This is a genomic window from Brevibacterium sp. LAARM3_SD1, from assembly GCF_057364765.1.
The window spans coordinates 1-24,564 of sequence record NZ_JBNFOL010000010.1 but is presented as its reverse complement, the minus strand read 5'-3'; the positions used below and the strand labels follow the sequence as shown (position 1 = coordinate 24,564).

At 66.3% G+C, this 24,564-nt stretch carries 20 protein-coding genes and 1 pseudogene; 16 read left to right on the top strand and 5 right to left on the bottom strand.

Annotated elements, in window-relative coordinates; all coding sequences use genetic code 11:
* From AC2W7L_RS07785 to AC2W7L_RS07770, 4 genes are all read left to right on the top strand, one after another.
* Complete coding sequence (locus AC2W7L_RS07785) at positions 1–2,523, top strand: cytochrome b/b6 domain-containing protein (protein ID WP_486003986.1); 2,523 nt, start codon at positions 1–3, stop codon at positions 2,521–2,523.
* Between the two features lie 254 nt (positions 2,524–2,777).
* Complete coding sequence (locus AC2W7L_RS07780; protein WP_062860490.1) at positions 2,778–4,127, top strand: MFS transporter; 1,350 nt, start codon at positions 2,778–2,780, stop codon at positions 4,125–4,127.
* Positions 4,128–4,195: 68 nt separating this feature from the next.
* Positions 4,196–5,449 carry an aminopeptidase P family protein gene (locus tag AC2W7L_RS07775; RefSeq protein ID WP_486003985.1) on the top strand — a complete coding sequence of 418 codons (1,254 nt, stop codon included), beginning with the start codon at positions 4,196–4,198 and terminating at the stop codon, positions 5,447–5,449.
* A 28-nt stretch (positions 5,450–5,477) separates the two neighbouring features.
* Positions 5,478–6,185 carry an IclR family transcriptional regulator gene (locus tag AC2W7L_RS07770; RefSeq protein ID WP_039211582.1) on the top strand — a complete coding sequence of 236 codons (708 nt, stop codon included), beginning with the start codon at positions 5,478–5,480 and terminating at the stop codon, positions 6,183–6,185.
* A gap of 51 nt (positions 6,186–6,236) precedes the next feature.
* Here the strand turns inward: AC2W7L_RS07770 and AC2W7L_RS07765 are convergent, their stop codons facing one another.
* Complete coding sequence (locus AC2W7L_RS07765; protein ID WP_486003984.1) at positions 6,237–6,899, bottom strand: GntR family transcriptional regulator; 663 nt, start codon at positions 6,897–6,899, stop codon at positions 6,237–6,239.
* A 136-nt stretch (positions 6,900–7,035) separates the two neighbouring features.
* Between AC2W7L_RS07765 and glyA the strand changes: the two genes are divergently transcribed.
* From glyA to AC2W7L_RS07725, 8 genes and pseudogenes are all read left to right on the top strand, one after another.
* Positions 7,036–8,397 (top strand): serine hydroxymethyltransferase, encoded by a 1,362-nt coding sequence (gene glyA, locus AC2W7L_RS07760; protein WP_486003983.1) that lies wholly within the window; start codon positions 7,036–7,038, stop codon positions 8,395–8,397.
* Entirely contained in the window at positions 8,397–9,614 is a 1,218-nt protein-coding gene (locus AC2W7L_RS07755) for a sarcosine oxidase subunit beta family protein (RefSeq protein ID WP_486003982.1), read from the top strand. The genes glyA and AC2W7L_RS07755 overlap by 1 nt, the downstream gene beginning before the upstream one ends.
* 22 nt (positions 9,615–9,636) lie before the next feature.
* Positions 9,637–9,927 carry a sarcosine oxidase subunit delta gene (locus tag AC2W7L_RS07750; RefSeq protein WP_025777259.1) on the top strand — a complete coding sequence of 97 codons (291 nt, stop codon included), beginning with the start codon at positions 9,637–9,639 and terminating at the stop codon, positions 9,925–9,927.
* Positions 9,924–12,850, top strand: a pseudogene (locus AC2W7L_RS07745) (2Fe-2S iron-sulfur cluster-binding protein). Before AC2W7L_RS07750 ends, AC2W7L_RS07745 begins: the two are co-directional and overlap by 4 nt.
* Positions 12,843–13,577: a sarcosine oxidase subunit gamma gene (locus AC2W7L_RS07740; protein WP_486003981.1), complete on the top strand. Its 735-nt coding sequence runs from the start codon at positions 12,843–12,845 to the stop codon at positions 13,575–13,577. The pseudogene AC2W7L_RS07745 and the gene AC2W7L_RS07740 overlap by 8 nt, the downstream one beginning before the upstream one ends.
* Complete coding sequence (locus AC2W7L_RS07735) at positions 13,577–15,043, top strand: L-serine ammonia-lyase (RefSeq protein WP_486003980.1); 1,467 nt, start codon at positions 13,577–13,579, stop codon at positions 15,041–15,043. Before AC2W7L_RS07740 ends, AC2W7L_RS07735 begins: the two co-directional genes overlap by 1 nt.
* 57 nt (positions 15,044–15,100) lie before the next feature.
* Positions 15,101–15,955, top strand: coding sequence for a formyltetrahydrofolate deformylase (gene purU, locus AC2W7L_RS07730; RefSeq protein WP_092009573.1), 855 nt, complete (start codon positions 15,101–15,103; stop codon positions 15,953–15,955).
* A gap of 80 nt (positions 15,956–16,035) precedes the next feature.
* The gene (locus AC2W7L_RS07725; RefSeq protein ID WP_486003979.1) at positions 16,036–16,716 is read left to right on the top strand and encodes a GntR family transcriptional regulator; all 681 of its coding nucleotides are present in this window, start codon (positions 16,036–16,038) and stop codon (positions 16,714–16,716) included.
* A gap of 41 nt (positions 16,717–16,757) precedes the next feature.
* Here AC2W7L_RS07725 and AC2W7L_RS07720 read toward each other — a convergent pair whose 3' ends face one another.
* The 3 genes from AC2W7L_RS07720 to AC2W7L_RS07710 all read right to left on the bottom strand — a co-directional run bounded on the left by AC2W7L_RS07720 (position 16,758) and on the right by AC2W7L_RS07710 (position 20,042).
* Complete coding sequence (locus tag AC2W7L_RS07720) at positions 16,758–17,741, bottom strand: Ldh family oxidoreductase (protein WP_486003978.1); 984 nt, start codon at positions 17,739–17,741, stop codon at positions 16,758–16,760.
* Positions 17,742–17,791: 50 nt separating this feature from the next.
* The gene (locus AC2W7L_RS07715) at positions 17,792–18,715 is read right to left on the bottom strand and encodes an IclR family transcriptional regulator (RefSeq protein WP_486003977.1); all 924 of its coding nucleotides are present in this window, start codon (positions 18,713–18,715) and stop codon (positions 17,792–17,794) included.
* Between the two features lie 88 nt (positions 18,716–18,803).
* Positions 18,804–20,042 carry a PucR family transcriptional regulator gene (locus AC2W7L_RS07710; RefSeq protein ID WP_486003976.1) on the bottom strand — a complete coding sequence of 413 codons (1,239 nt, stop codon included), beginning with the start codon at positions 20,040–20,042 and terminating at the stop codon, positions 18,804–18,806.
* A gap of 209 nt (positions 20,043–20,251) precedes the next feature.
* Here AC2W7L_RS07710 and AC2W7L_RS07705 point away from each other — a divergent pair, with 209 nt between their 5' ends.
* The 4 genes from AC2W7L_RS07705 (at position 20,252) to AC2W7L_RS07690 (ending at position 23,471) form a co-directional block, all read left to right on the top strand.
* Positions 20,252–21,784 carry a long-chain-fatty-acid--CoA ligase gene (locus AC2W7L_RS07705; RefSeq protein ID WP_486003975.1) on the top strand — a complete coding sequence of 511 codons (1,533 nt, stop codon included), beginning with the start codon at positions 20,252–20,254 and terminating at the stop codon, positions 21,782–21,784.
* A gap of 81 nt (positions 21,785–21,865) precedes the next feature.
* Positions 21,866–22,219: a nitroreductase family protein gene (locus AC2W7L_RS07700; RefSeq protein ID WP_486003974.1), complete on the top strand. Its 354-nt coding sequence runs from the start codon at positions 21,866–21,868 to the stop codon at positions 22,217–22,219.
* 174 nt (positions 22,220–22,393) lie between these two features.
* The gene (locus tag AC2W7L_RS07695) at positions 22,394–23,197 is read left to right on the top strand and encodes an ABC transporter ATP-binding protein (protein WP_486003973.1); all 804 of its coding nucleotides are present in this window, start codon (positions 22,394–22,396) and stop codon (positions 23,195–23,197) included.
* 82 nt (positions 23,198–23,279) lie between these two features.
* A complete protein-coding gene (locus AC2W7L_RS07690) occupies positions 23,280–23,471 on the top strand; it encodes a hypothetical protein (RefSeq protein ID WP_446656423.1) in 192 nt (63 codons plus the stop codon).
* A gap of 7 nt (positions 23,472–23,478) precedes the next feature.
* Here AC2W7L_RS07690 and AC2W7L_RS07685 read toward each other — a convergent pair whose 3' ends face one another.
* The gene (locus tag AC2W7L_RS07685; protein WP_486003972.1) at positions 23,479–24,426 is read right to left on the bottom strand and encodes a serine/threonine dehydratase; all 948 of its coding nucleotides are present in this window, start codon (positions 24,424–24,426) and stop codon (positions 23,479–23,481) included.
* Positions 24,427–24,564 lie beyond the last annotated feature (138 nt).

Here is a 24,564-nt window from a genome sequence, read left to right as displayed (position 1 = left end):
ATGGCAACCTATTCCAGTTCGCTGCGCTCGGGTCTGCCCCGGGTCGAAGGCGGAGACCCCTGGCCCCCGGAGGGCACCATCGGCGAACCCTTGGAAGAGGGCGCGTCGTGGCTGCCGGAGACTGCCGAGACGGAGGAACTGGATGAAGGTTCCCCCGCCGAGGCGGTCGAGTCCGATGTGACCGACGCCGAGGAATCGACGGGGACCGAGGCTTCCGCTGAAGCCGAAGAGCCCGTCGAGGATTCGGTCGAGGAGCCTGCTGAGGCGTCCGTTTCCGAATCGTCTGAGAGCTCATCGAACGGCGCCGCGGTTGCGGCCGGTGCTGCCGGTGTCGCCGCTGGTGCGGCTGGTGTTGCCGGAGCCGGTGCCGATGACGCTGAAGTGCCTCTGCGCCGCGGTCTTCCGCGCGTCGAGGGCGGAGAGCCCTGGCCGCCGGAAGGTCTTGCTCCGGCCGGAGTGAAGGCCACCGGTGCCTCAGCTGCTCCTGTCGCGTCAGCTGAATCGGACGAAGAGTCTTCTGCTGCCCCAGCTGCTGCAGCGACGGCTGGTGCCGGAGTGGCTGCCGGCGCCGCCGTTGCTGCTTCCGGTTCGGACGATGAGTCTGAAGCGGCAGAACCTGCCGCCGCCGATGCCGCACCCGCTGCGGAATCCGCTCCTGCCGCCGAGGTTCCACTGCGTCGCGGTCTGCCGCGTATTGCCGGTGGAGAGCCCTGGCCGCCGGAAGGCTTCGCGCCCGCCGGAGCCAAGCCCGCAGGCGGATCCACCGCCGGCACCGCTGCACCGGCAGCGGCCGCGTCCGCTCCTGCCGACAGCACTGCGGAGGATTCCGCCGCTCAGGCTGACTCTGCCGAAACCGCTTCGGCTGATACTTCAGCCGATTCCGCTTCCGAGTCCTCGTCCGCTGCTCCTGCGGCGGCCGCCGTAGCTGGTGCTGGCGTTGCCGGTGCCGGTGTGGCTGCAGCAGCCGCGAACGGCTCGGGCTCCGGAGAACTCTCCGATGTACCGTTGCGCCGCGGACTGCCCCGCACCGCCGGGGGAGACCCCTGGCCCCCGGAAGGCTTTGCTCCAGCACACGCTGCTAAACCTGCCGCAGGCTCGGCTGCCACTTCGGCTCCGGACGAAGAGAAGGCCGCCGGCGCCACGTCGACCGATGCCGCATCTGCCGAGGCAGACAAGCCGGCCGAGGCCACACAGTCCGGCGAAGCCGCGAAGCAGGAATCGAAGCCGGCCGCCAAGGCCGAGGACGATTCCGCTGAGAAGAAGCCCCAGGGGCGGCGCACCGGAATCGGCGGCGTCGGTGCCGGCGCGGCAGCCGCAGGTGCGGGAGCCGCCGCCGGCGCAGGTGCCGCAGCAGCGGGAGCCGCCTCGGCGTCGGACAAGTCTTCCGGCGGAGCCGAGAAGAAGCCCGCTCAGCGCAAACCGATGGCGAAGCCCGCGGCGAAGACCACGGACAAGCCCGCTCAGCGCAAGCCGATGGCCAAGCCGGCCGCGAAAGCCGACGACAAGGCTGCGGCTCGCACCGCGGACAAGCCGGCCGCGAAGACGGCACCGGCGGCGAAGGCCACATCGTCCGGTTCGGGCAGCGCCGCCTCGGCGAAGCCTGCAGCGAAGAAGGAACCGGTCATGATCGGTTCGAAGTCGCTGGGACAGTGGTCGAAGATCGTCGGGCTGGGACTCGGCGGACTCATCGTCGTGGCCGGGATCCTCATCCTCGCCGCTCGCGGTGTCACGACACTGCCGGGTGTGCCGGAGTTCCTCGAGCGCTACCCGGGCGAATACCACATCCCGGAATTCGTCGATCCCGGCTTCCCGGGCTGGGTGCGGTGGACGCACTTCCTCAACATCTTCTTCATGGTGCTCATTATCCGTTCGGGTCTGCAGGTGCGTCACCAGCAGAAGCCGCCGGCGTTCTACACCCCGAAGAAGGGTGGAAAGAAGATCAGCATCAACCTCTGGCTGCACACGAGCCTCGATCTGCTGTGGCTGGCCAATGGTGTGGTCTTCGTCGTGCTGCTCTTCGTCTCCGGGCACTGGGCACGCATCGTGCCGACCAGTTGGGAAGTCTTCCCGAACGCGCTGTCGGCGGCGCTGCAGTACGGAACGATGGAATGGCCGATGGAAGATGCGTGGGTCAACTACAACGCTCTCCAGCAGCTGATGTACTTCATCATCGTGTTCATCGCCGCCCCGCTGGCCGCGATCACGGGTGTGCGGATGAGCGAATGGTGGCCGAAGAACGCCACGACGCTGAACAAGATCTACCCGGCGCCGCTGGCGCGGGCGATCCACTTCCCGACGATGCTGTTCTTCGTGTTCTTCATCCTCGTCCACGTGTTCCTCGTGTTCACGACCGGACTGCGGCACAACCTCGGCTACATGTTCGCGGGTACCGAGATGCTCGGTTGGGCCGGACTCGTCTGGTTCCTCATCGCGATGGTCGTGGTCGTGGCCGGTTGGTTCGCCGCCAGGCCGCTGCTGCTGGCCCCGATCGCGAATCTCTTCGGACGCGTCTCGAGCAGGTAGGCGACACCGGACGCATCAGCGAAGCCCCGCACGATCGAATGGTCGTGCGGGGCTTCGCTGTGTCGGTGAGTACAGTTCCAAGGCCCTGTCGGACATGCAGTCCGGCAGGGCCTTTCGCCTGCCGCTTTCCGATTGCGCGCAGTTCTGAGCAGAAATCTCTTGACCGGGTGACCGGGACACAATAACCTTAAACGCAACGCAGTTGTAAAGAATGCAACACCGCGTTGTCACCGTTCACAACGATGGAGAAGACAATGAAGTCCGACCTCGCTCCAGAGGACAACGACGCTGTGAAATCAGATGCGTCGGCGACCGCGCAGCCGAATATCGAGCAGAAGCGGACGCTGCGGCGCGTCGTCTCCGCCAGTTTCGTCGGCAACTTCGTCGAATGGTTCGACTACGGCGTCTACGGGTATTTTGCGACGACCATTGCGATCGTCTTCTTCCCTGAGTCCGAAGGCAATCTCGCGCTTCTGTCCACCTTTGCGGTCTTCGCCGTCTCCTTCGTCGTCCGCCCCATCGGCGGCTTCATCTGGGGTCATATCGGAGACAAGATCGGACGACGTTCCGCACTGTCCGTCTCGATTCTCATCATGTCTGTCTCGACCTTTGCGATCGGTCTGCTGCCGAGCTTCGCGGTCGCCGGCTTCCTCGCTCCGGTGCTGCTGCTCGTCGTCCGCCTCGTCCAAGGATTCTCTGCGGCAGGCGAATATGCGGGGGCCTCGGCGTTCCTCGTCGAATACGCACCACCGCGGCGACGCGGACTGTACGCGGCAGTGGTTCCCGCCAGCACCGCCACCGGATTGCTATTGGGATCGGTGCTCGCCGCAGTCCTCTCGTCGACGCTGAGCGATGGACAGCTGGAGAGCTGGGGTTGGAGGCTCCCATTCTTCCTTGCCGCGCCCATGGGACTGATCGGCCGCTATATCCGAACCCGACTCGAGGACACGCCGGCATTCCGTGAACTCGCTCAGCAGGATGAAGTGATCAAAGCCCCGGTCTTCGCCATGTTCCGGGACCACTGGCGGCCCCTGGTCATCTCGATGTGCGCAGTGCTGCTCAACGCCGTCGGGTTCTATGTCGTCCTGACCTATATGCCCACCTATCTCACGACCGAGCTCGGCTACGGGGCTGCTGAATCATTCCTCGCCACCACCATCGCTCTCGTCACCTATATCGGTTTCATCCTGCTCACCGGTCTGGCCTCGGATCGGTTCGGTCGCAAAAGGATGCTCATCATCGCGTCAGTCACTTTCATCGTCCTCACGGTGCCGGCCTTCATGCTGCTGGACGCCGGCAGCTTCACCCTCGTCGTCCTTGTCGAGATCGGACTCGGAGCCATGCTCACCCTCAACGACGGCACTCTGCCGAGCTTCCTTGCCGAGATGTTCCCGACACGTATCCGGTACACCGGGTTTGCCGTGAGCTTCAACGTGTCGAACGCCCTGTTCGGCGGCACCGCACCTTTTATGGCCACTCTGCTCATCGGCCTGACCAATTCGCATCTTGCCCCCGGTTGGTACCTCATGGCTGCGGCCGCAATCTGTCTCGGTGCAGTCATCTGCGCCAAGGAGACCTTCCATAAGCCTCTGCGCGACGTCTGAAGTCGTCCAGAACCCCACCACACCGCCGCGGCACCGAGATGGCGGTGTCGAACGAATAGGAGAAACCCATGACCACCTTTGCTGACAACGCCTCCGTCGCTGACCTCGAGCGGCTCAAGGTCCTCCACAACGGGTCCAAGACACCGCTGACCTTCTCCGATGGGGAGATGGAGCGGAGACTGACCGGACTGCGCGCCATTATGGCCGAGAAGGAGCTCGACGCAGTGGTCCTCACCTCTTATCACAACATCAAGTACTACTCGGACTTCCTCTTCACCTACTTCGGTCGCTCATATGCCATGGTCGTCACGGCCGACGACACGGTGACGATCACCGCGAATATCGATGCAGGCATGCCGTGGCGAACCAGCTACGGGGAGAACATCGTGTACACGGATTGGCGTCGTGACAACTACTACTACGCGATCCAGGAGGGCCTGCGTCAGCGCGGAATCGGAAACCCGCGCCGTCTCGGCGTCGAAGACGACAACCTGCCCCTCGAGAATCGCAGCAGGCTCCAAGATGCCTTCCCTGCAGCGGAACTCGTCGACATCTCGAAGGAGTCGATGCGCCAGCGGATGATCAAGTCACCCGAGGAGATCGAGGTGATCAAGCACAGCGCTCGAATCGGCGACCTCGGCGGTGAGGCGATCAAGGCCGCCATCACCGAAGGCATCAGCGAGTACGAACTCGCGCTCATCGGCACTGAGGCGATGACTCATGAGATCGCTAGGACGTTCCCTGACCAGGAAATCCGTGATACCTGGGTGTGGTTCCAATCGGGTATCAACACCGATGGCGCGCACAATTGGGCGACGACCCGCAAGATCCGAAAAGGTGACATCCTCAGCCTCAACTGCTTCGCCATGCCGACCGGCTATTACACCGCGCTGGAGCGCACACTGTTCTACGGAGAGCCCGACGCTCGGTCGCTCGAGCTGTGGAACGTCAACGTCGAAGTGCACAAGCGCGGAATCGAACTCATCAAGCCCGGAGCTGTGTGCAAGGACATCGCCGCCGAACTCAATGAGATCTACTTCGAGCACGGACTCTTCGAAAACCGCACCTTCGGGTACGGACACTCATTCGGAGTGCTCAGCCACTACTACGGGCGTGAGGCCGGGCTTGAATTGAGAGAAGACATCGAGACCGTCATCGAGCCGGGAATGGTCATCTCCATGGAGCCGATGATCACCATTCCCGAGGGGCAGCCGGGTGCCGGCGGTTACCGCGAACATGACATCGTCGTCGTCGGGGAAAGCGGTTCCGAAGACATCACGAAGTTCCCGTTCGGGGCCGAACACAACATCATTCCGGCCTGAGGCACCGGCTGGCGAATATACTCGCACCATGTCCCGACAATCGCCTGACAACCCACGCCGCGGTGCCTCGGTCATCGAAAACACCGTCGCCATCCTGCGCTGTTTCGCGCCGGACCGGCAGGAGCTCGGTGTCACCGAGATCGCACCGCGCGTGGGGCTGCACAAGAGTTCGGTGTCGCGGATTCTCGCCTCGCTCGAGCAGGAGGGGATCGTCGAACAGGCGCCGTCCAGGCGGTATCGGCTGGGTCTGGGAATCATCGCGATCGCGGGCCCTCTGTTGGCCGATCTTGATGTTCGCAGGGCAGCGTATCCCATCCTGCAGGCACTCACGCGGGCCACTTCCGAGACGAGTGCGCTGATGGTGTGGGACGGCGCCGAGGCGGTCACCGTCGAACAGGTTCCGAGTCCCGAGCCGGTCAAGCATACGTCCAGTCTGGGGTCGCGATATCGGACGGAGGGAAGTGCCTCGGTGAAGGTGTTCCGCGACGCCGGCGACGGCCCGGATCGCGCCGGCGGTCCCGCTTATGCACTCAACGATGCCGAGACCTCTCCGCACGAGGTCGGCATCGCCGCACCCGTGCACGACCATCGCGGTGAAGTGGTCGCGGCCGTCCTCATCGCCGCACCGAAGTTCCGCACCGATGCGACCCGCATCGCCGAGCTCGGCGAACACTGCGTTCAGGCGGCGGAGCGGGTCTCGCTGCGCCTCGGTGGTTCAGGGCGGCAGCGACTCTGAATCTGTGTGCGATGACGGGACCGTGAAGCGCGGGTCCAGTTCTGGCTGGGCTCAGCGCAAGGTGGCGCGGACGGTCTTGTCGAATTCGCGGACGTGCTCGGCGGCGCGGGCGGCGACGGTCTGTTCGTCGCCGTCGAGGATCGCCTCGAGCAGATCGATGTGCTCGCGGATGTGCGTGACGAGATCCGGGATCCCCGGGATGACGAGACACCAGATACGAGTGGCCAGATCGTCGAGGCGGATGAGCGTCTCCGACAGGTGTGGATTGTCCACGGAGCTGTAGATGAGGCGGTGGACGTCGAGATCGCGTTCCATGAGGGTCCGCTGCTCGTCGGTCGCCTCGAGTGCCTTGAGGTCGGCGATCGCTGCCATGAAATCCGCGCGCCGCTCAGGTGTGAGGTTGCGTGCAGCGCGCCTGGCGGCGATCGGCTCGAGTGCTTCGCGCATCTCCGAGATCGTCGACAGGTCGGTGAGATCGACATTGGTGGCGAAGGTGCCGCGCCGCGGATAGGACACGACGAGGTGATCGCGCTCGAGGCGCTTGAGAGCCTCACGGATCGGAGTGCGGCCGACCTCGAGCTCGGCGCTCAGTGCCGCCTCGTTGATCGGATCGCCCGGAGCGATGTCGAGCATGATGAGGCGGTGGCGGAGGATCTCATAGGCGTGATTCGCCAAGGACGTCGTCGGTGACGTCGCGTCGGCGGATGTGCTCATGAGAAGGCTCCTCACAATCTCTGCGGCAGATGTATTGCGTCGGCTGGAATTCTCTGCCTACACTACAGGAACGCATCTGATATATTAGCTGCCGATCAGCCGGGGAGGGCTGATCGCGACAGGTCGAAGGAGATCCATGACAGAGCAACTCGCACACCCCGCCGACGTGGCAGAGACCTTCCCCAGCCGTGAACCCGTCGAACTGAGCACCTCGATCGCTGAACTCGATCCGCAGATCGCCGGATTCATCGATGCCGAACTGGCCCGGCAGCGCGAGGGACTGGAGATGATCGCCTCGGAGAACCACACCGCCTCGGCCGTCATGGAAGCTCAAGGGTCAGTGCTCACGAACAAGTACGCCGAGGGCTACCCGGGTCGCCGCTACTACGGTGGCTGCGAACACGTCGACGAGATCGAACGCATCGCCATCGACCGCGTCAAGGCACTCTTCGGAGCCGCGTACGCGAACGTCCAGCCGCACTCCGGCGCCCAGGCCAACGCCTCGGTCATGCACGCCCTCATCCGTCCCGGCGACACCGTCCTCGGACTCAACCTCGCCCACGGCGGCCACCTCACCCACGGGATGAAGATCAACTTCTCCGGCCGCCTCTACTCGATCGTCCCCTACGGCCTCGATGCCGAGACCGGACGCGTCGACATGGCCGAGGTCGAACGCCTCGCCCACGAGCACCAGCCGAAGCTCATCGTCGCCGGCTGGTCGGCCTACACCCGGCAGCTCGACTTCGCCGAATTCCGCCGCATCGCCGACTCCGTCGGTGCCTACCTCATGGTCGACATGGCTCACTTCGCCGGACTCGTCGCCGCCGGCCTCCACCCCTCACCGGTCCCGCACGCCCACGTCGTGTCATCGACGACGCACAAGACCCTCGGCGGCCCCCGAGGCGGCATCATCCTCACCAATGACGCGGACATCGCGAAGAAGATCAACTCCGCCGTCTTCCCCGGTCAGCAGGGAGGACCGCTCGAACACGTCATCGCCGGCAAGGCCGTGGCCTTCGGCCTGGCCGCCACCGACACCTTCGTCGACAAGCAGAAGCGGACCTTGGCCGGGGCAGCGGAACTCGCCCGCCGCCTGACCGAGGACGACGTCGCCGAACGCGGAATCTCCGTCCTCACCGGCGGCACCGACGTCCACCTCGTGCTCGTCGATCTGCGCAACTCGACCCTCGACGGAGCCCAGGCCGAAGATCTGCTCGCCCAGATCGGCATCACCGTCAACCGCAACGCCGTCCCCGACGACCCCCGACCGCCGATGGTCACCTCCGGTCTGCGGATCGGCACCCCGGCGCTCGCCAGTCGCGGATTCGGCAGCGAAGCATTCGCCGAGGTCGCCGACATCATCGCCGAGGTGCTCAAGGCCGGCACCGACGAGAACGGCGCGAGCCCGGAGACCATCGCCGAACTGGGCGAACGCGTCACCCGACTGGCGAACGACCACCCCCTGTACCCCACCCTCACCGCGATCGGAGCACGCTGATGGCTGACCAGCTTCCCGAACACCCCGACTTCCTGTGGCGCAATCCGGAGCCGAAGAAGTCCTACGAAGCCGTCATCGTCGGCGGCGGCGGACACGGACTCGCCACCGCCTACTACCTGGCGAAGAACCACGGAATGACGAACATCGCCATTCTCGAGAGGGGTTGGCTCGCCGGGGGCAACATGGCCCGCAACACGACGATCATCCGGTCGAACTACCTGTGGGACGAATCCGCCGCGATCTACGAGAAGTCCCTCAAGCTCTGGGAACAGCTGCCCGAAGAACTCGAGTACGACTTCCTCTTCTCCCAGCGCGGCGTGCTCAACCTCGCCCACACCCTCCAGGACGTGCGTGAATCCCAGCGCCGGGTGAACGCGAACAAGCTCAACGGTGTCGACGCCGAATGGCTCGATCCGAAACAGGTCAAGGAAGTCTGCCCGATCATCAACATCGGCGACGACCTCCGCTACCCCGTGATGGGCGGCACCTACCAGCCGCGCGCCGGCATCGCCAAGCACGACCACGTCGCCTGGGCTTTCGCCCGCAAGGCCGACGAGATGGGCGTCGACATCATCCAGAACTGCGAGGTCACCGGCATCGAACGCATCGGCGACCAGGTCGTCGGCGTGCAGACGAACCGCGGACCGATCGCCACCGAGAAGGTCGCCCTGGCCGTGGCCGGTGACTCCTCGGTGCTCGCCGACATGGCCGGGATCCGCCTGCCGATCCAGACCCACCCGCTGCAGGCGCTGGTCTCCGAACTCTTCGAACCCGTGCACCCGACCGTGGTCATGTCCAACCACGTCCACGTCTACGTCTCCCAAGCGCACAAAGGCGAACTCGTCATGGGCGCCGGCGTCGACTCCTACAACGGCTACGGTCAACGAGGCGGCTTCCACGTCATCGAGGAGCAGCTGGCCGCCGCGGTCGAGCTGTTCCCGATCTTCGCCCGCGCCCACGTGCTGCGCACCTGGGGCGGCAACGTCGACGTCACCCTCGACGCCTCACCGATCGTGTCGAAGACGGAAGTCCAAGGACTCTACGCCAACTGTGGCTGGGGCACCGGCGGCTTCAAGGGAACCCCGGCGGCGGGCTTCACCTACGCCCACACCATCGCGAACGACGAACCCCACCCGCTCAACGCCCCATTCGCCCTCGACCGCTTCGAAACCGGTCACCTCATCGACGAACACGGCGCCGCAGCCGTGGCCCACTGAGCGGAAGGAAAGAGACACCGACATGCTGCTCATCCACTGCCCGAACTGCGGGCCACGCGACGAAACCGAATTCCACTACGGCGGACAGGCCCACGTTGCCTACCCCGAAGACCCGTACGCCCTGACCGACAGGGAATGGGCCGAGTACCTCTTTTACCGTGAGAACAGCCGCGGTGCCTTCGCCGAGATGTGGAGCCACAGCGCCGGCTGCCGGAAGTGGTTCAACGCCGTCCGCGACACGGCCACCTACGACTTCACCGCGATCTACCCGATCGGCTCGCCCCGTCCCGACACACAAGGAGAGGTTCGATGACGAACACCACCCGTCTGCACTCCGCTTCTCGTCTGCCCTCCGCCACCGGCATCGACACCACCCGCCCGATCGACTTCACCGTCGACGGAGCGACCTACTCGGGCTTCGCCGGTGACACGATCGCCAGCGCGCTGATCGCCTCCGGCCGCATCGACTGCGGCAACTCGACCTACCTCGGACGTGCCCGCGGCATCCTCGGTGCCGGCGTCGAGGAGTCCAATGCGCTCGTGCGCGTGCACTCCCGGTTCCCCGGAGACGTCTCCGAGTCGATGCTGCCCGCCACCCGCGTCGCCATCGCCGAAGGGCTCGAGGCCGACTACCTCGCCGGACTCGGCATCCTCGACCCCGGCCAGGACGAACTGACCTACGAGCACAAGCATGTGCACACCGACGTCCTCATCGTCGCGCCGGCCCCGCCGGACTCGCCGCCGCACGCGAGGCCGGCAAGTCCGGTGCCCGTACCCTGCTCCTCGACGACCAGTCGATTCCCGGCGGCTCGCTGCTCGCCGCGGGACCGGCCACGGCCGAAACGATCGACGACGTCGACGCCCTGGCGTGGGTCGAGTCCACCGTCGCCGGATTCGCCGAGCATGAAGAGCTCATGTACGTGCCGAACACCACGGTCTTCGGCAGCTACGACTCGAACTACTTCGTCGCCCTCGAAGACCGCACCGACGCCGTCGCCGCGGCCGATGGCCGCGGAGTGCGCCAGAAGGTCTGGCATGTCCGCGCCGGTCAGGTCGTGCTCGCCACCGGCACCCACGACCGCCCGATCGTCTTCGCCGACAACGACCGCCCCGGCATCATGCTCGCCTCGGCCGTGCGCACCTACCTCGGCCGCTACGGTGTGGCCGCCGGGCAGAACGTGGCCGTGGCGACGACGAACGACTCCGCCTACGATCTCGTCACCGACCTCCATGCGGCAGGCATCACCGTCCCCGCGGTCATCGACTCCCGTCCGACCGCCTCGGCGATCGCCGAATCCGTCACCGCAGCCACGGGCACCCGGCTCATCCTCGACTCCGCCGTCACCGGCACCGCCGGTGAGGGACCGGCCGGTCGGGTCAGTGCGATCACCGTCGCAGCGCTCGACGATGACGGCGTCGCGGCTGCTGAGGGTGAGGAGATCGCCGTCGATCTGCTCGCCGTATCCGGCGGCCACTCACCGGTCATCCATCTGCACGGTCAGCGCAAGGGCGCGATCCACTGGAACGTCGACATTGCGGCCTTCGTGCCGACGACGCCCGTGCGTGACCAGTTCACGGTCGGATCCGTGACCGGGGACTACTCGCTCGAAGCGGCTCTGCGGCAGGGCGCCGAGGCGGGGAACCAGGCGGCGAACCGCACCGGCTTCCCGGCCGCGCTCACCGTCCCTGCCGCCTCGGCGATGGCGTATGCCCCGGCGCGCCCATTGTGGCTGGTCACCTCGGCGCAGGACGATCACCAGAACCTGAGCACTCACTTCATCGATTTCCAGCGTGACCAGACCGTCGCCGACGTGCAGCGGGCGATGGGCGCAGGCATGCGCTCGGTCGAGCACATCAAGCGCTACACCTCGATCTCGACGGCGAACGATCAGGGCAAGACCTCAGCGGTCAACGCCATCGGCGCGATCGCCTCGGTGCTGGGGGAGGCCGACGACCTCGGCCAGGTCGGGCACACGACCTTCCGCGCCCCCTTCGCACCGGTGCCCTTCGCGGCACTGGCCGGACGACGCAAGGGCGAACTCTTCGACCCAGCCAGGGTCACCTCGATCCACCCCTGGCACGTCGCCCACGGCGCCGAGTTCGAAGACGTCGGGCAGTGGAAACGGCCCTGGTACTACCCGAAGCCGGGCGAGGACATGGACGCGGCGGTGCTGCGCGAGGGCAAGGCCGTGCGCGAATCCGTCGGATTCCAGGACGCCTCGACGCTCGGCAAGATCGAGATCCGCGGGAAGGACGCCGGAGAGTTCCTCGGCCGGATCTACACGAACGGCTTCAAGAAGCTCAAGGTCGGCAAGGGTCGCTACGGGCTGATGTGCAAGCCCGACGGCATGATCTTCGACGACGGGGTGACCCTGCGCGTGGCCGAGGACCGCTACTACATGACGACGACCACCGGCGGAGCGGCGACCGTCCTCGAATGGCTCGAGGAATGGCATCAGACCGAATGGCCGGACCTCGACGTCGTCTTCACCTCGGTGACCGAACAGTGGTCGACCGTCGCCGTGGCCGGCCCCCGGTCGCGCGACGTCATCGCGAAGGTCGCCCCGAACCTCGACGTTTCCAACGACGCCTTCGAGTTCATGGGCTTCCGCGAGACCACGCTGGCGAACGGCATCCCGGCCCGGATCTGCCGGATCTCGTTCTCCGGTGAGCTCGCCTTCGAGATCAACGTCGACACGTTCTACGGGCTGACCGTCTGGGAAGCCGTCGCCGAGGCGGGTGCCGAATTCGACATCACCCCGTACGGCACCGAGGTCATGCACGTGCTGCGTGCCGAGAAGGGCTTCATCATCGTCGGACAGGATACCGACGGCACCGTCACCCCGCAGGACGCGGGCATGGAATGGATCGTGTCGAAGGTCAAGGACTTCATCGGCAAACGCTCCTACTCCCGGGCCGACACGTCACGGGAGGACCGCAAGCACCTCGTCGGGGTGCTGCCCGTCGACGGCACGACCCGCCTCGCCGAAGGCGCCCAGCTCATCACCTCGGGCACCCCGGTCACACCGGAGGCCGGACCGGTGCCGATGATCGGCCACGTCACCTCGTCCTATATCTCGCCGAGCCTCGACCGGCCGTTCGGACTCGCGCTCGTCGAGAACGGCCGCAACCGCGAAGGTGAGATCGTCAAGTCCCCCTTCGGCGACACCCTCGTCGACGTCGAGATCACCTCTCCCGTCTTCTACGATCCGGAAGGAAACCGCCGCGATGGCTGACACTACCTATTCCACCCCTTCGACGGCACAGTCCCCGTCCGCCGCGACTGCCACGGCAGAGGCCGGCACCGCGGGCACCGGGTCGAGCGGACTCGATGATCTGCGGGTCTCTCCGGCCGCGCACCTGGCCGGGCTGATGTCCGAGGCGAGCGCGGCGGGCGGCCGCAGCGTGGGCTTGCGCGAACTGCCCTTCACCGTGCAGATCGGCCTGCGGGCACAGCCGGATTCCGCATCATGGAAGTCGCTCGAGGACACGTTCGGCCTGCGCCTGCCCCGCGGCGTCGGTGAAGTCACCGGTGATCCGGCGGCTCAGCACGTGCTGTGGCTGAGCCCCGACGAGTTCCTCGCCGTCGATGTCTCCCGCGAGCAGCAGCCGGGAGAGACGATCGTCGCCGAGGCAGGACTCGAGGGACTGCCCGGACAGGCCGTCGATCTCTCGGCCAACCGGACGATCCTCGAACTCACCGGTGAGAAGGCCCGCGAGGTGCTCGAGAAGAGCTGCCGCGCCGATCTCCACCCTCGCGCCTTCGGCATCGGATCCGCGATCGTCACGGCGCTGGGTCCCGTGCCGGTCATCCTCCACCACAGCGATGAGGACACCTACCGCGTCTACCCGCGGGCAAGCTTCGCGGACTTCACGGTCCGTTGGCTGCTCGATGGAATGGCGGAGTTCCTCGACAGCGTCGATGCCAGCGGAGCCTCGGCGCGTGAAGAGGACGTCGGCTGATGAGCCTCGGGGTCCTCGATCTGTTCTCGATCGGCATCGGCCCCTCCTCCTCACACACGGTGGGGCCGATGCGTGCAGCCTTGCGATTCGTCGACGAACTCGAGGGGCAAGGTCTCCTGCACCGGGTGCGTCGGGTCCGGGTCGGACTCTATGGTTCGCTGGCCGCGACCGGCATCGGGCACGGTTCGGATTCGGCGGTGCTCGTAGGTCTGAGCGGTTTCGATCCCGAAACGCTCGACCCCGACCAGGTGGGTCCGCTGGTCGCCGAGGTGAAGACCCAACGCAAGCTCCACCTCGGCGGGCGTCTCGTCATCGCATTCGAACCGGAGACGGATCTCGTCCTGCACATGCGGAAGAATCTTCCTGGCCATCCCAATGGGATGCTCATCCGCGCCGAGGTCGATGATGAGGTCATCGAGCGCGAGTACTACTCGGTCGGTGGGGGATTCGTCGTCACCGCCGAGGAGCTCGCGGCCGAGAAGGACGCTGCGGAGACGATCGAGGCGTCTGAACAGGCCGGGCAGGAAGTCGGTCGGACGATTGATTTCGCCACGGCCGATGAACTCCTCGCCCGCTGCCGCGAGCATGGGCTGAGCATCGCCGAGCTCATGGCCGTCAACGAACGCGTGACTCGCAATGATGAGCAGCTGCGGGAGAAGCTTTTGGCGATCTGGGCGGTGATGCGCGAATGCGTGCACAACGGGTGCACGCGGGAGGAGACGACGCTGCCCGGCGGGCTCAAGGTCCGCAGGCGCGCCCCCGAACTGCGGGCGAAGCTCGAGGACGCGGACTACCGGGCATCGGGTTCGCTCGATGCCCTTGAGTGGGTCAACCTCTATGCCTTGGCCGTCAACGAGGAGAACGCCTCGGGCGGGCGGATCGTCACTGCCCCGACGAACGGGGCCGCGGGCATCATTCCCGCGGTGCTCCATTACATGGACCGGTTCGTCACCGGCGACGGGACGGCTGGCGGGGATGCGAGCTCCGGTGACGGAGCAGGCACCGCCGCTGGTGCGAGTGCTGCCGACGATGCCGTCGTGCAATTCCTGCTCACGGCCGGGGCGATTGGGATCCTCTTCAAACGCAATGCGTCGATCTCCGGCGCCGAGGTGGGCTGCCAGGGGGAGGTCGGATCGGCCTGTGCGATGGCTGCCGCAGGACTGTGCGCCGTGCTCGGCGGAAGTCCCGAGCAGGTGGAGAACGCCGCCGAGATCGGGCTCGAACACAACCTCGGGCTGACCTGCGATCCCGTCGGCGGGCTCGTGCAGGTGCCGTGCATCGAACGCAACGCCATCGCCTCGGTGAAGGCGATCAACGCGGCCCGGCTGGCCATGCACGGCGACGGCTCCCACCGGGTGAGTCTCGATCAGGCGATCGAGACCATGCGGCAGACTGGAGCCGATATGAAATCGAAGTACAAGGAGACATCGCGCGGCGGACTCGCCGTCAACGTCGTCGAATGCTGAGCACCATCCCGACCTTGCACCACACAGGCCTTGCCCCACGGACAGAAGGACACGGACATGCAGGATTACATCTTCACCCTCGAATGCGCCGAGCGCCCCGGAATCACCCATGCCGTGACCGGTGCCCTGCTCACCCACGGCGGAGACATCAAGGAACTCAAACAGTTCGATGACCAGTCGACCCAGCAGCTGTTCCTGCGCATCGACTTCAGCGTCTCCGACGAGCCCGGCAATGGTGTCGAGGCTCTGCGGACCGACTTCGAAGCGATCGGTGAGGAGTTCGGCGCGACCTGGCAGCTGTGGCCGCAGGGGGAGAAGCGGCGGGTGCTCATCATGGTCTCGAAGTTCGAGCATTGCCTCAACGACCTGCTCTTCCGCGCCCGGGTCGGCGAGCTGCCGATCGAGATCGCCGCCGTCGTGTCGAACCACCCCGATCACCGTGAGCTCGTCGAATGGCACCACATTCCCTTCTTCCGGATCCCCGTGACGAAGGAGACGAAGCCCGAGGCCGAGGCGAAGCTGCTCGAACTCGTCGACCGCTTCGAGGTCGACCTCGTGGTGCTCGCCCGCTATATGCAGATCCTGTCCGACGACCTCGCCCGCGAACTCACCGGACGGGCCATCAACATCCACCACTCGTTCCTGCCGTCGTTCAAGGGGGCGAAGCCCTACCACCAGGCGTGGGAGCGCGGGGTGAAGACCGTCGGGGCGACCGCGCACTTCGTCAACAGCGAACTCGACGAAGGTCCGATCATCGCCCAGCAGCTCGTCGAGGTCGACCACGCCTTCACCCCCGAGGACCTCGTGGCCGCCGGCCGCGATGCCGAATGCAAGGCCCTGTCCAATGCCGTGAAGTGGCACTGCGACGGCCGCGTGTTCCTCTCGGGCAAGAGGACCATCGTCCTGCGCTGAGCGGTCGGCGATTTGCAGCTGAGTTGGACGGAGGCCATGAACTCACTGCATGCCGCCTCGGCGTGGATAGACTGTCGATTATGAGTGAGATCCAGTCCGAGATCGGTCCGCGCATCGGCGACCAGGTGTTCGAAGCGCTGCAGGCGAGCATTCTCTCAGGCGAATATCGCAGCGGGGACCGACTGCGGATCCGTCAGCTCGCGGCGTCCCTCGGCACGAGCGTCATGCCCGTGCGGGAGTCGCTGGCCCGGCTCGAGGCGGTCGGGCTCGTCGAGACCAGCCCGCACCGTGGAGCGGTGGTCAAGACCTTCACCGCCGAGGAGCTGCTGCAGATCTACTCCGTGCGTCGCATCCTCGAGGTCGAGGCGACGGTCCAGGGTGCTCAGAAGCTCGATGAGGTGGGCCGGGCACGATTGGATGAGGAATTCGCGGCGATGGAGGCGGCTCTCGACTCCGGCGATGCCTCGAAGTACCTCGACCACGACGAAGAGCTGCTTGCGACGATCTATTCCGCCTCGGGCAATCCCGTCCTCGTCGAGACGATCCGGGCTCTGTGGCTGCGCTGCCGGGCCTACAAGCTCGTCGGAGCGAGGCTCGAGATCGCCGCTGCGGACACGGTGCCGCTGCTCAAACATCAGCGCCGACTCATGGACGCCGTCGACGCGGGAGACCCCGCAGCAGCCGCCGAGGTGACCGCGGAGTCCTTCGACGACGCCGTCCGTCGTATTCGTGCGGGACTGGGAGATCAAGCCGCCGTCTAGTTCGGAATCCGCTCAGCCGAGTTCTGGGAAGGTGTGACGCCTCAGCCGCGGCTGAGGAGAGCTGAATGGAGCTCGCGGGGCAGTTCGACGACGTCGAGGCTGCGTTTGCGACCGAAATCGACGCCGAACTGCGAGTGCAGACGATCGAGGTGCTCGGCGACCCGCTCCGAATAGCCAGGGTCGAAGGCGTCTGCCGCGATCGCGATGACGAACAGTCCCGTGCCCGGGTTCTCCTGTCCCGAGTCGAAGGCGGGTGCGTCGACGGAGAAGCGGCCCCCGCCGTGGACGGCGAGGAGTTCGATCATGAGCGCGACATTGCTGCCCTTGACCCCGCCGAATGGCAGCAGGGAACCGGCGAGGGCGGCCTCGGCATTGTTCGTGGCCGCCCCGTCGGGTGCGAGCGCCCATCCGTCGGGGATCGTCTCTGACCGATCGGCGGCGTCGCGGACGTTGACCCAGGCGGTCGCACTGGTCGCCTGATCGAACATGCGCGGGCCGTCGGCATGGGGAACGGCGAAAGAGAAGGGGTTCGTTCCGGTCGCCGAGCCCGGTGAGCTGAACAGCGACATCAGCGCCGGTGAGTTGGCCCCTGCCAGCGCCACCAGGCCTCGCTCGGCAAGCCGTGTCGTGTAATAGCCGAGTTCGCCGGCAGTGAAGGCATTGGAGATGTTGAGGACCGAGGTGCCGAGGTTCGCGGCAGACGAGGCGAAGTCATCGACAACTGCGTCGAACGCGAGCTGCGCAGTGCCGCGGTCGGCGTCGACGTGGTGTGCTGCGGGTAGGCGGTTCGTAACCTTCGGCCGTGCCTGCCCGTTGATGCGGCCGGCTTCGAGCCCATCGAGGTAGTCGAAGAGGTGCGCCGTGCCGACGGCGGTCTTGCCTCGACGTTCGGCGGCTACGGTCGCCTTGGCCAGGGACTGCGCCAGTGCGGTCGACCCGCCGGCCGCGGTGATCGCAGCGATGCACAGGTCGCGCAGTTCGGTGATCGGCAGGGACACGGTCGTGGAATCAGGAGGCTCCGGCATGCCCATCACGCTACCGGAGTCCGCCTCCTGCGCCGGCGCTGAGGGGCGGCTCAGAGGTCGCCGGAGTCCGGGGTGAGGTCGGACTGCGAACTGAGCGCCTCGGCGATGGCCTTCGACTCACGGCGCAGCAGAGCGACGAGACGTTCGACTCGGGAGCCGGTGACACGGTCGGCGATCGAGGCGATCGACAGAGCCGCACGTGGGCGGGAACCGCGGATGCGCAGCGGCACTGCCACCGCCCACGACCCCTTGGCGAAGAGCCCCGGATTGTGGACGAAGCCGTCGATGCGGGCCTGATCGATGATGTCGCGCAGGTGCGGAACGGAGACCTTCGGATACCTCTCGGCGAGGATCTCGGCGTTGGCCTCGAACTGGGCGTCCACCTCGGCGGGGGAGAGCTCGGAGAGGATCGCCAGCGATCCGGCCCCGATGCCCAAGGGGTGTCGGTCGCCCACGGACAGGGCGTTGTTGAAGATCTCACCGAAGCCCTCCTCGCGGCGGGCGCAGATCGAATAGCTGCCCGTGCGCAGGGTAAGGAAGACGGTGTCCTGACTGAGTTCGGCCAAGCGCATCAGACTCGACTCGGACTCCGTGACCAGGGGGTCCACCGATTTCTGGGCCAGCTGACCGAGGATCTGCGACTGCACGCCGAGGCGGTACCCGCCCTCTTCGAGGCGTTCGACGTAGCCCATGGCGATGAGCGCCTGGAGCATGCGGTGGACGCTGGCCTTCGGGCGGCCGCTGATCGACGCGAGCTCGGACAGGCTCGCACCCTCGCGCCTCTCACCGGCGATGAGGCCGACGAGGTTGAGCAGAGTCAGCGCGCGTTGGATGCTCTGTGCGCCGGTACCGGGTTCGAGGCTGTCGACGGCGTGGGCGACATTGAAGGACGCGGACCGGCGCAGAAGCCGACCGCGCATCTTGATGCGGTACTCCTCGCGGAGGTCCTCATTCGAATCGGCGGCATCATGCATGCCTCCATTATGGCCCGGGTCTGAACCTGCACCGGCCGCAGACTCAGCTGAACTGACCGACGAAGGGTCGCCTCGGTGCGGGGATCGTTCACCCCGAAACGGGAATGTCTCCGCGTGCGGTGAGCATGCGGATGGCGATGATCGTCTCCTGCAGGTCGGTGAAGCTGCGGACGTTGCGGCCGGTGCGGTCGGCTGCGGTGTCGAGTCGGTAGTACGCGGTGTTCACGTGGACATGGAGGTGCTCGGCGGCGAGTTTGGCGTTGAGGTCACAAGCCGCGTATTCGAGCAGCGTTTCGATGAGGACACCGCCGGCGACGAGATCGTCCTCGACGAAGCGGCGCAGTTCGGGGCGGATGAGGCGGTGGGCGACCTCGTCGTCGAGGGTGACGAGGTAGTCGAGCGGAGTGAGGGCATACAGCGACCTCACTCCCGGCACACCGTTGAGACTCTCCCTGGCGAGCACGGCCTCGCGGTACGCCTCGGGCACGTGTTCCAGGCCTTCGTGGACGGTGGAAGTGCCCACACACAGGTCGGTTCCGTGGCGGGACAGATCCCGGTGGACCCGTTCGAGATCGGCCAGGGTGGCCGAACCGTCGGAGGTCACCGGGGTGATGCCGACGATCTGATCCTGGAGGACCACGGCGATGCCGCGACGGCCGACGTCGAAGACCGAACGCAGCGCCGTGACGACCTCACGCAGCCCGCGATCATCACTCAGCGGAGCCCGCGAGGTGGCCGTGGCGACGAGCACGCGTGAATCCGGGCGGAGGTCGGACACCTCGGCGAGGTCGGCACTGGGCCCCGGCGCCAGGCGTCGACCGGACAGCAGATCGTCCATGAGTTCACGGCGGACCCGGTCGCCCTCGGCCATGTCGAGCTGCTGGGTCTGGAGGTAGGCGACGGCCCCGACGGAGCTGCCGACCTCGATGACGCTCATGACGTGGATGACGATGTGCAGAGCCTCGTCGCGGGTCTCCCGCTCGGAATTCGAGGCATCGACGATCGCCTCCCACAGGGTTTCCTGACCGATCCGGAATCCGGTGAGGAAGTCCGGCAGGGTCACTCCCTGCCGCAGTCGCCGCCGGGCTTGGGAGGCGGTGATCGGGAAGTCCTCGGCGGTGGCGCGGCGTCCCTCTTCCAAAGGGGTGAGCGCGGCTTCGAAGACGGTGAACGTGTGTGCGGTGAGATCCTCGGCGAGGTTCTTGTCCGGGCTGGCCGGGTATGCGGGCACTTCGCGCCAGGTGCGGCTGACCGACCGTTGGACCGTGGCCGGTAGCGTCGCTCGGACACGGTCGACGATGCGCAGGACGAGTGGATTGGCGACCATGGCAGAAGCATACGGGCATCCTTGTCGTCCGCCCACAATCGATGGCTCGTGATTCTGTTGTGCATCCCGTTGTCTGCAGCCGTCGGCAGCGGCAGAGTGGGCACCATAGAGCCGGACGACGGGAGTCGAACCCGACCGGTCAGTCGACTCTTCTCCTGTGCTGGGGCTTACAACCTGTGGTGGTTCCAGCGCCAGCACCGAGCCGATCAATGACGAACGAATCAAGCCTGGAGGAAGCTATGACGAACCTCGCCGACAATCTCACCGCCACCGCGAGCCGGCACGCAGATCGACCTGCCGTCCGCCTCGGCGATTCCGTGCTGACGTATGCGCAGCTGCAGGATCGGGCGCAGCGGGTGTCGACGATGCTCAGGGACAGGGGAATCGGGCCCGGCGACCGCGTCGGACTCGTCCTGCCCAACGTCCTCGAGTTCCCCGTCCTCTTCTACGGTGCACTGTCCGTCGGTGCGATCGTCGTGCCGATGAACCCGATGCTCAAGGACCGCGAGGTGCAGTACTACCTCGAGGACTCCGGGGCCGCGCTCGTCTTCGCCTGGAAGGACATGGCCGGCGAGGCCGGGAAGGCCGCAGCAGCGGTCGGCATCGAATGCGTTCGCGTCGACCCCGCCGACTTCGCCGATCAGCTCTCCGCCTTCGATCCGACGACCGAAGTGGTGTCCCGAGCCGACGACGACACCGTCGTCCTCCTCTACACCTCGGGCACCACCGGGCAGCCGAAGGGTGCGGAACTCACGCACTTCAACATGATGAGCAACGCGGCCGTGACCGCCGAGACCCTCACCCACCTCACCGAGGACGATATGGTCATGGGCTGCCTGCCGCTGTTCCACTGCTTCGGCCTGACCTGCGGACTCAATGCCTCTGTGCTCAGCGGATCCTGCCTCGCCCTCGTCCCCCGCTTCGACCCGATCGAGGCCCTCGAGACCATCCAGGGGGCGCAAGTCAGCATCTTCATCGGTGTGCCGACGATGTATGCGCGCATGCTCAACGCCGAAGGGCGGGAGAACTTCGACGTGTCCAGCCTGCGCTCGTGCATATCCGGCGGATCGGCGATGCCCGTCGAAGTGATGAAGAACTTCGAATCCGCCTTCGACTGCATCATCCTCGAAGGCTACGGGCTGTCCGAGACCTCACCCGTGGCGTGCTTCAACCAGCCGGGAATGGAACGCAAGACCGGCACCATCGGCGTCCCCGTGCGCGGCGTCGAGATGAAGCTCGTCGACGATGACGACAATGACGTTCCCGTCGGCGAGATCGGCGAGATCGCGATCAAGGGCGAGCCCGTCATGAAGGGATACTGGGGGCGACCGGAGGCGACTCGGGAGGCCATCCGCGACGGCTGGTTCCACTCCGGCGACCTCGCCCAGCAGGACGCCGACGGCTACTTCACGATCGTCGACCGGAAGAAGGACCTGATCATCCGCGGCGGCTTCAACGTCTACCCGCGTGAGGTCGAGGAAGCGCTCTACGAGCACGAAGCCGTCGCCGAGGCGGCCGTGGTCGGCATCGCGAACGACGACCTCGGTGAGGAGATCGGTGCCGCCGTCGCCCTCAAGGCCGGCAGCAGCATCGACGCCGAGGCGCTGCGGGAGTTCGCGAAGGACCGCGTCGCCGCGTACAAGTACCCCCGCAACGTGTGGATCGTCGACGAACTGCCCAAGGGCCCGACCGGCAAGATCCTCCGCCGCGAGATCTCCGCACCGGAGGACGCGCTGAGCTGAAGCTGTGCTGAACTGGCGGGCCGCGCTGAGTTGCGCAGAATGGCGTCGGCATCGGCAAGGCTCCCCGCTGGAGTTAGAGCCATGAACGGTGCAGGCGGAGCGGATGACAGGAGCGTGCGCGAGGACGAGAGTGCCGGCATCGCTTCACTTCTGCGGCAGCGGCGATCGACGAAGTCGTATCGGCAGAAGTCCGTCGATGCTGCCGACCTCGAGGCAGCCAATGGGCATTTCGCCGAGCAGGGACCTCACAGAGGGGAGGGGTTCAGCTGGCTGGAAACGGGCCTCATCGCGCAGACCGTCCAGCTCTATGTTGCTGAGAAGGGACTCGGGACCGTTGTGCTGGGTGGACTAGTCGGCGTGGATTCTTCAGCGCACAGTTGGCTGCCGGATTCTCACACGATCCTTGCGCTGATGCCATTGGGGCATCCGGCCTGACGGTCGCGAACGAAGCGGTGCCGCTCGGTTTCGGCGAATCCACTTTCGCCGAACTCAGATCCACGATGCGGAACGTCGGTCTCTCGACCCGGCAGCCGCCTCGGCGAGGGGAGGCCTAGACTCGGATCGGCCCCACCGGACGGTGGGCCGTCGATCTTAAGGGGTGAGTGAGACGTGGCAGGGACCGTCCTCGATATCGTCGATGTGACGTTCCGGCGGGGGCAGACACAGATCCTCCACGGCATCGACCTGCGCATCGACGCCGGCGAGCACTGGGTGCTCATCGGGCCGAACGGGGCGGGAAAGTCGACCCTGCTGAGCTTCGCCTCGGCGCAGGTGTTCCCGACCTCGGGCACCGTCGATATCCTCGGATCACGCATGGGCCGGGTCGAGCTCGCCGCGCTGCGCCGCCTCATCGGACACGTCAACCCGCGGCATCCCCTGCGCTCGAACCTCACCGTCCGCGAGGTCGTCCTCACCGGACTGACCGGCACCGTCGAACTTCCCATGCGGTGGGAACCCTCACCCGAGGATGTCGTCAAAGCCGATGCTCAGATCGCCGAGGTGGGGCGGGAGCCCCGTGCCGACGCAGGGTGGAAGGTGCTGTCACAGGGGGAGCGCGGACGTGCGCTCGTCGCCAGGTCGCTCATCGCCGATCCTCAGCTGCTGCTTTTCGACGAGCCGACCACCGGCCTCGACGTGGCCGCCCGCGAACAGCTGCTCGAGACCATCGACTCTCTGTCGCTGCGCTCGCCGGAACTGTCGACGCTGTTGGTCACCCACCATCTCGAGGAGATCCCCGAGACCACGACCCACGCCGCGCTCATCGCCGACGGTCGGCTGACCGCCGCAGGTCCCATCGCCGAGGTGCTCACCTCGGAACAGGTCTCCGCGGCCTTCGACCATCCGATCGACGTGGGCTTCGCCGACCGCCGCTGGTCCGCCCGCGCGGTTCGGTCCGACGCAATGCTTGGCTGACGAGCTGCGTCAGTGCTGAGGATCGTCTGGAACGATCAGCGCGCGCATTGCACGGCGGTGCGCTCGGGCCTAGGCTTGAAGCATGAAGATGAGTACCGTGTGGAGCATCGTCGGCGCGATCATCGCCATCATCATCGCGTGGTGGGTGGTCAACGTCGCGTTCTCCATTGCCTGGTTCCTCGTCAAGGCCATCATCACCGTCGTCGTGGCGCTCGCGATCTTCGGCCTCATCAAGGCCTCGCTGAAGTCCAAGGACCGCGACCGAACGCGCTGACTGCGCCTCAGAGATCGCCGAGGCTCGTGTTCGCCCCGCAGAGGACGACACAGACCTTTTCCCCCTCAGCCGTGACATAGCCGCCGGCCCTCTTGCCGGCACCCGAACCGCTGACTCCCGCCAGGGCAGTGGCCGCGGCATGCTCGACCGCCAGCCGGTGTTCGTCCCACAGGTGCTGCCGCGCTGCGATGATCGCATCGTCGCTGACCAGCGCCGAGGTGACCAGATCCGACCGTGCCGCGTCCAGTGCCAGCGGTGTGGCACGACGAGCACCGAGCGAATCCGACGCCACCGAATCGACCGTGACGTCGACCGGCTCGCCCGCTTCCACTGCTGCATTCAGCGCCCGACAGTTCTCCGGCTCGACCGCCACCGTCCGTACTCCGTGATGAGTCGCGGCCGTCGCGACTCCGGCGAACAGTCCGCCGCCTCCGACGGAGACGACGACCGTGTCGAGGTCGGGCACTTGCGCCAGGATCTCGGTCATCAGCGTGCCTGCACCGGCCGCGATGAGCGGATGGTCGTAGGCGTGCGAGGCCAACGCCCCCGATGAGTCGACGAATTCCTGGCAGGCCGCAGCCGCCTCGGCGAATTCGGACCCGACCAACTCCACTTGCGCACCATAGGAACGCAGCCGTTCGACCTTCACACTCGGGGCCGTGGTCGGCAGGAACACGGTCGCTGGGACCTGCGCTGCACGGGCAGCCCACGCGCAGGCGAGACCGGCGTTGCCGCCCGACGCGATCGTCACTCCCGCCTCGGGGAAGGTGCCCTCCGCAAGGTGCGCCTGGATGAAGTTCTGCGCACCGCGGGCCTTGAAGGTGCCGGTGTGCTGCATGAACTCGAGGGCGAAGTGAAGGCCGCCCTCGTCGGCCGGGGCCACGGTCACCGGGCGCACCTTCCCCTTGACCCGTGCGCCGGCGGCTTCGATATCGGGATACGTCAGCTCAGTCATCCCATCAGCCTATGCGAGGGCTGCTGAGTGGGTGCGCCGCCTCGGTGGATTGTTGGGTCGATCCACGGCGTTTTCGAGGCGGAGGAATCACGTGATCGACCAGGAATCGAAGTGCAGGTGAGGAACCAGGGGTTCGCG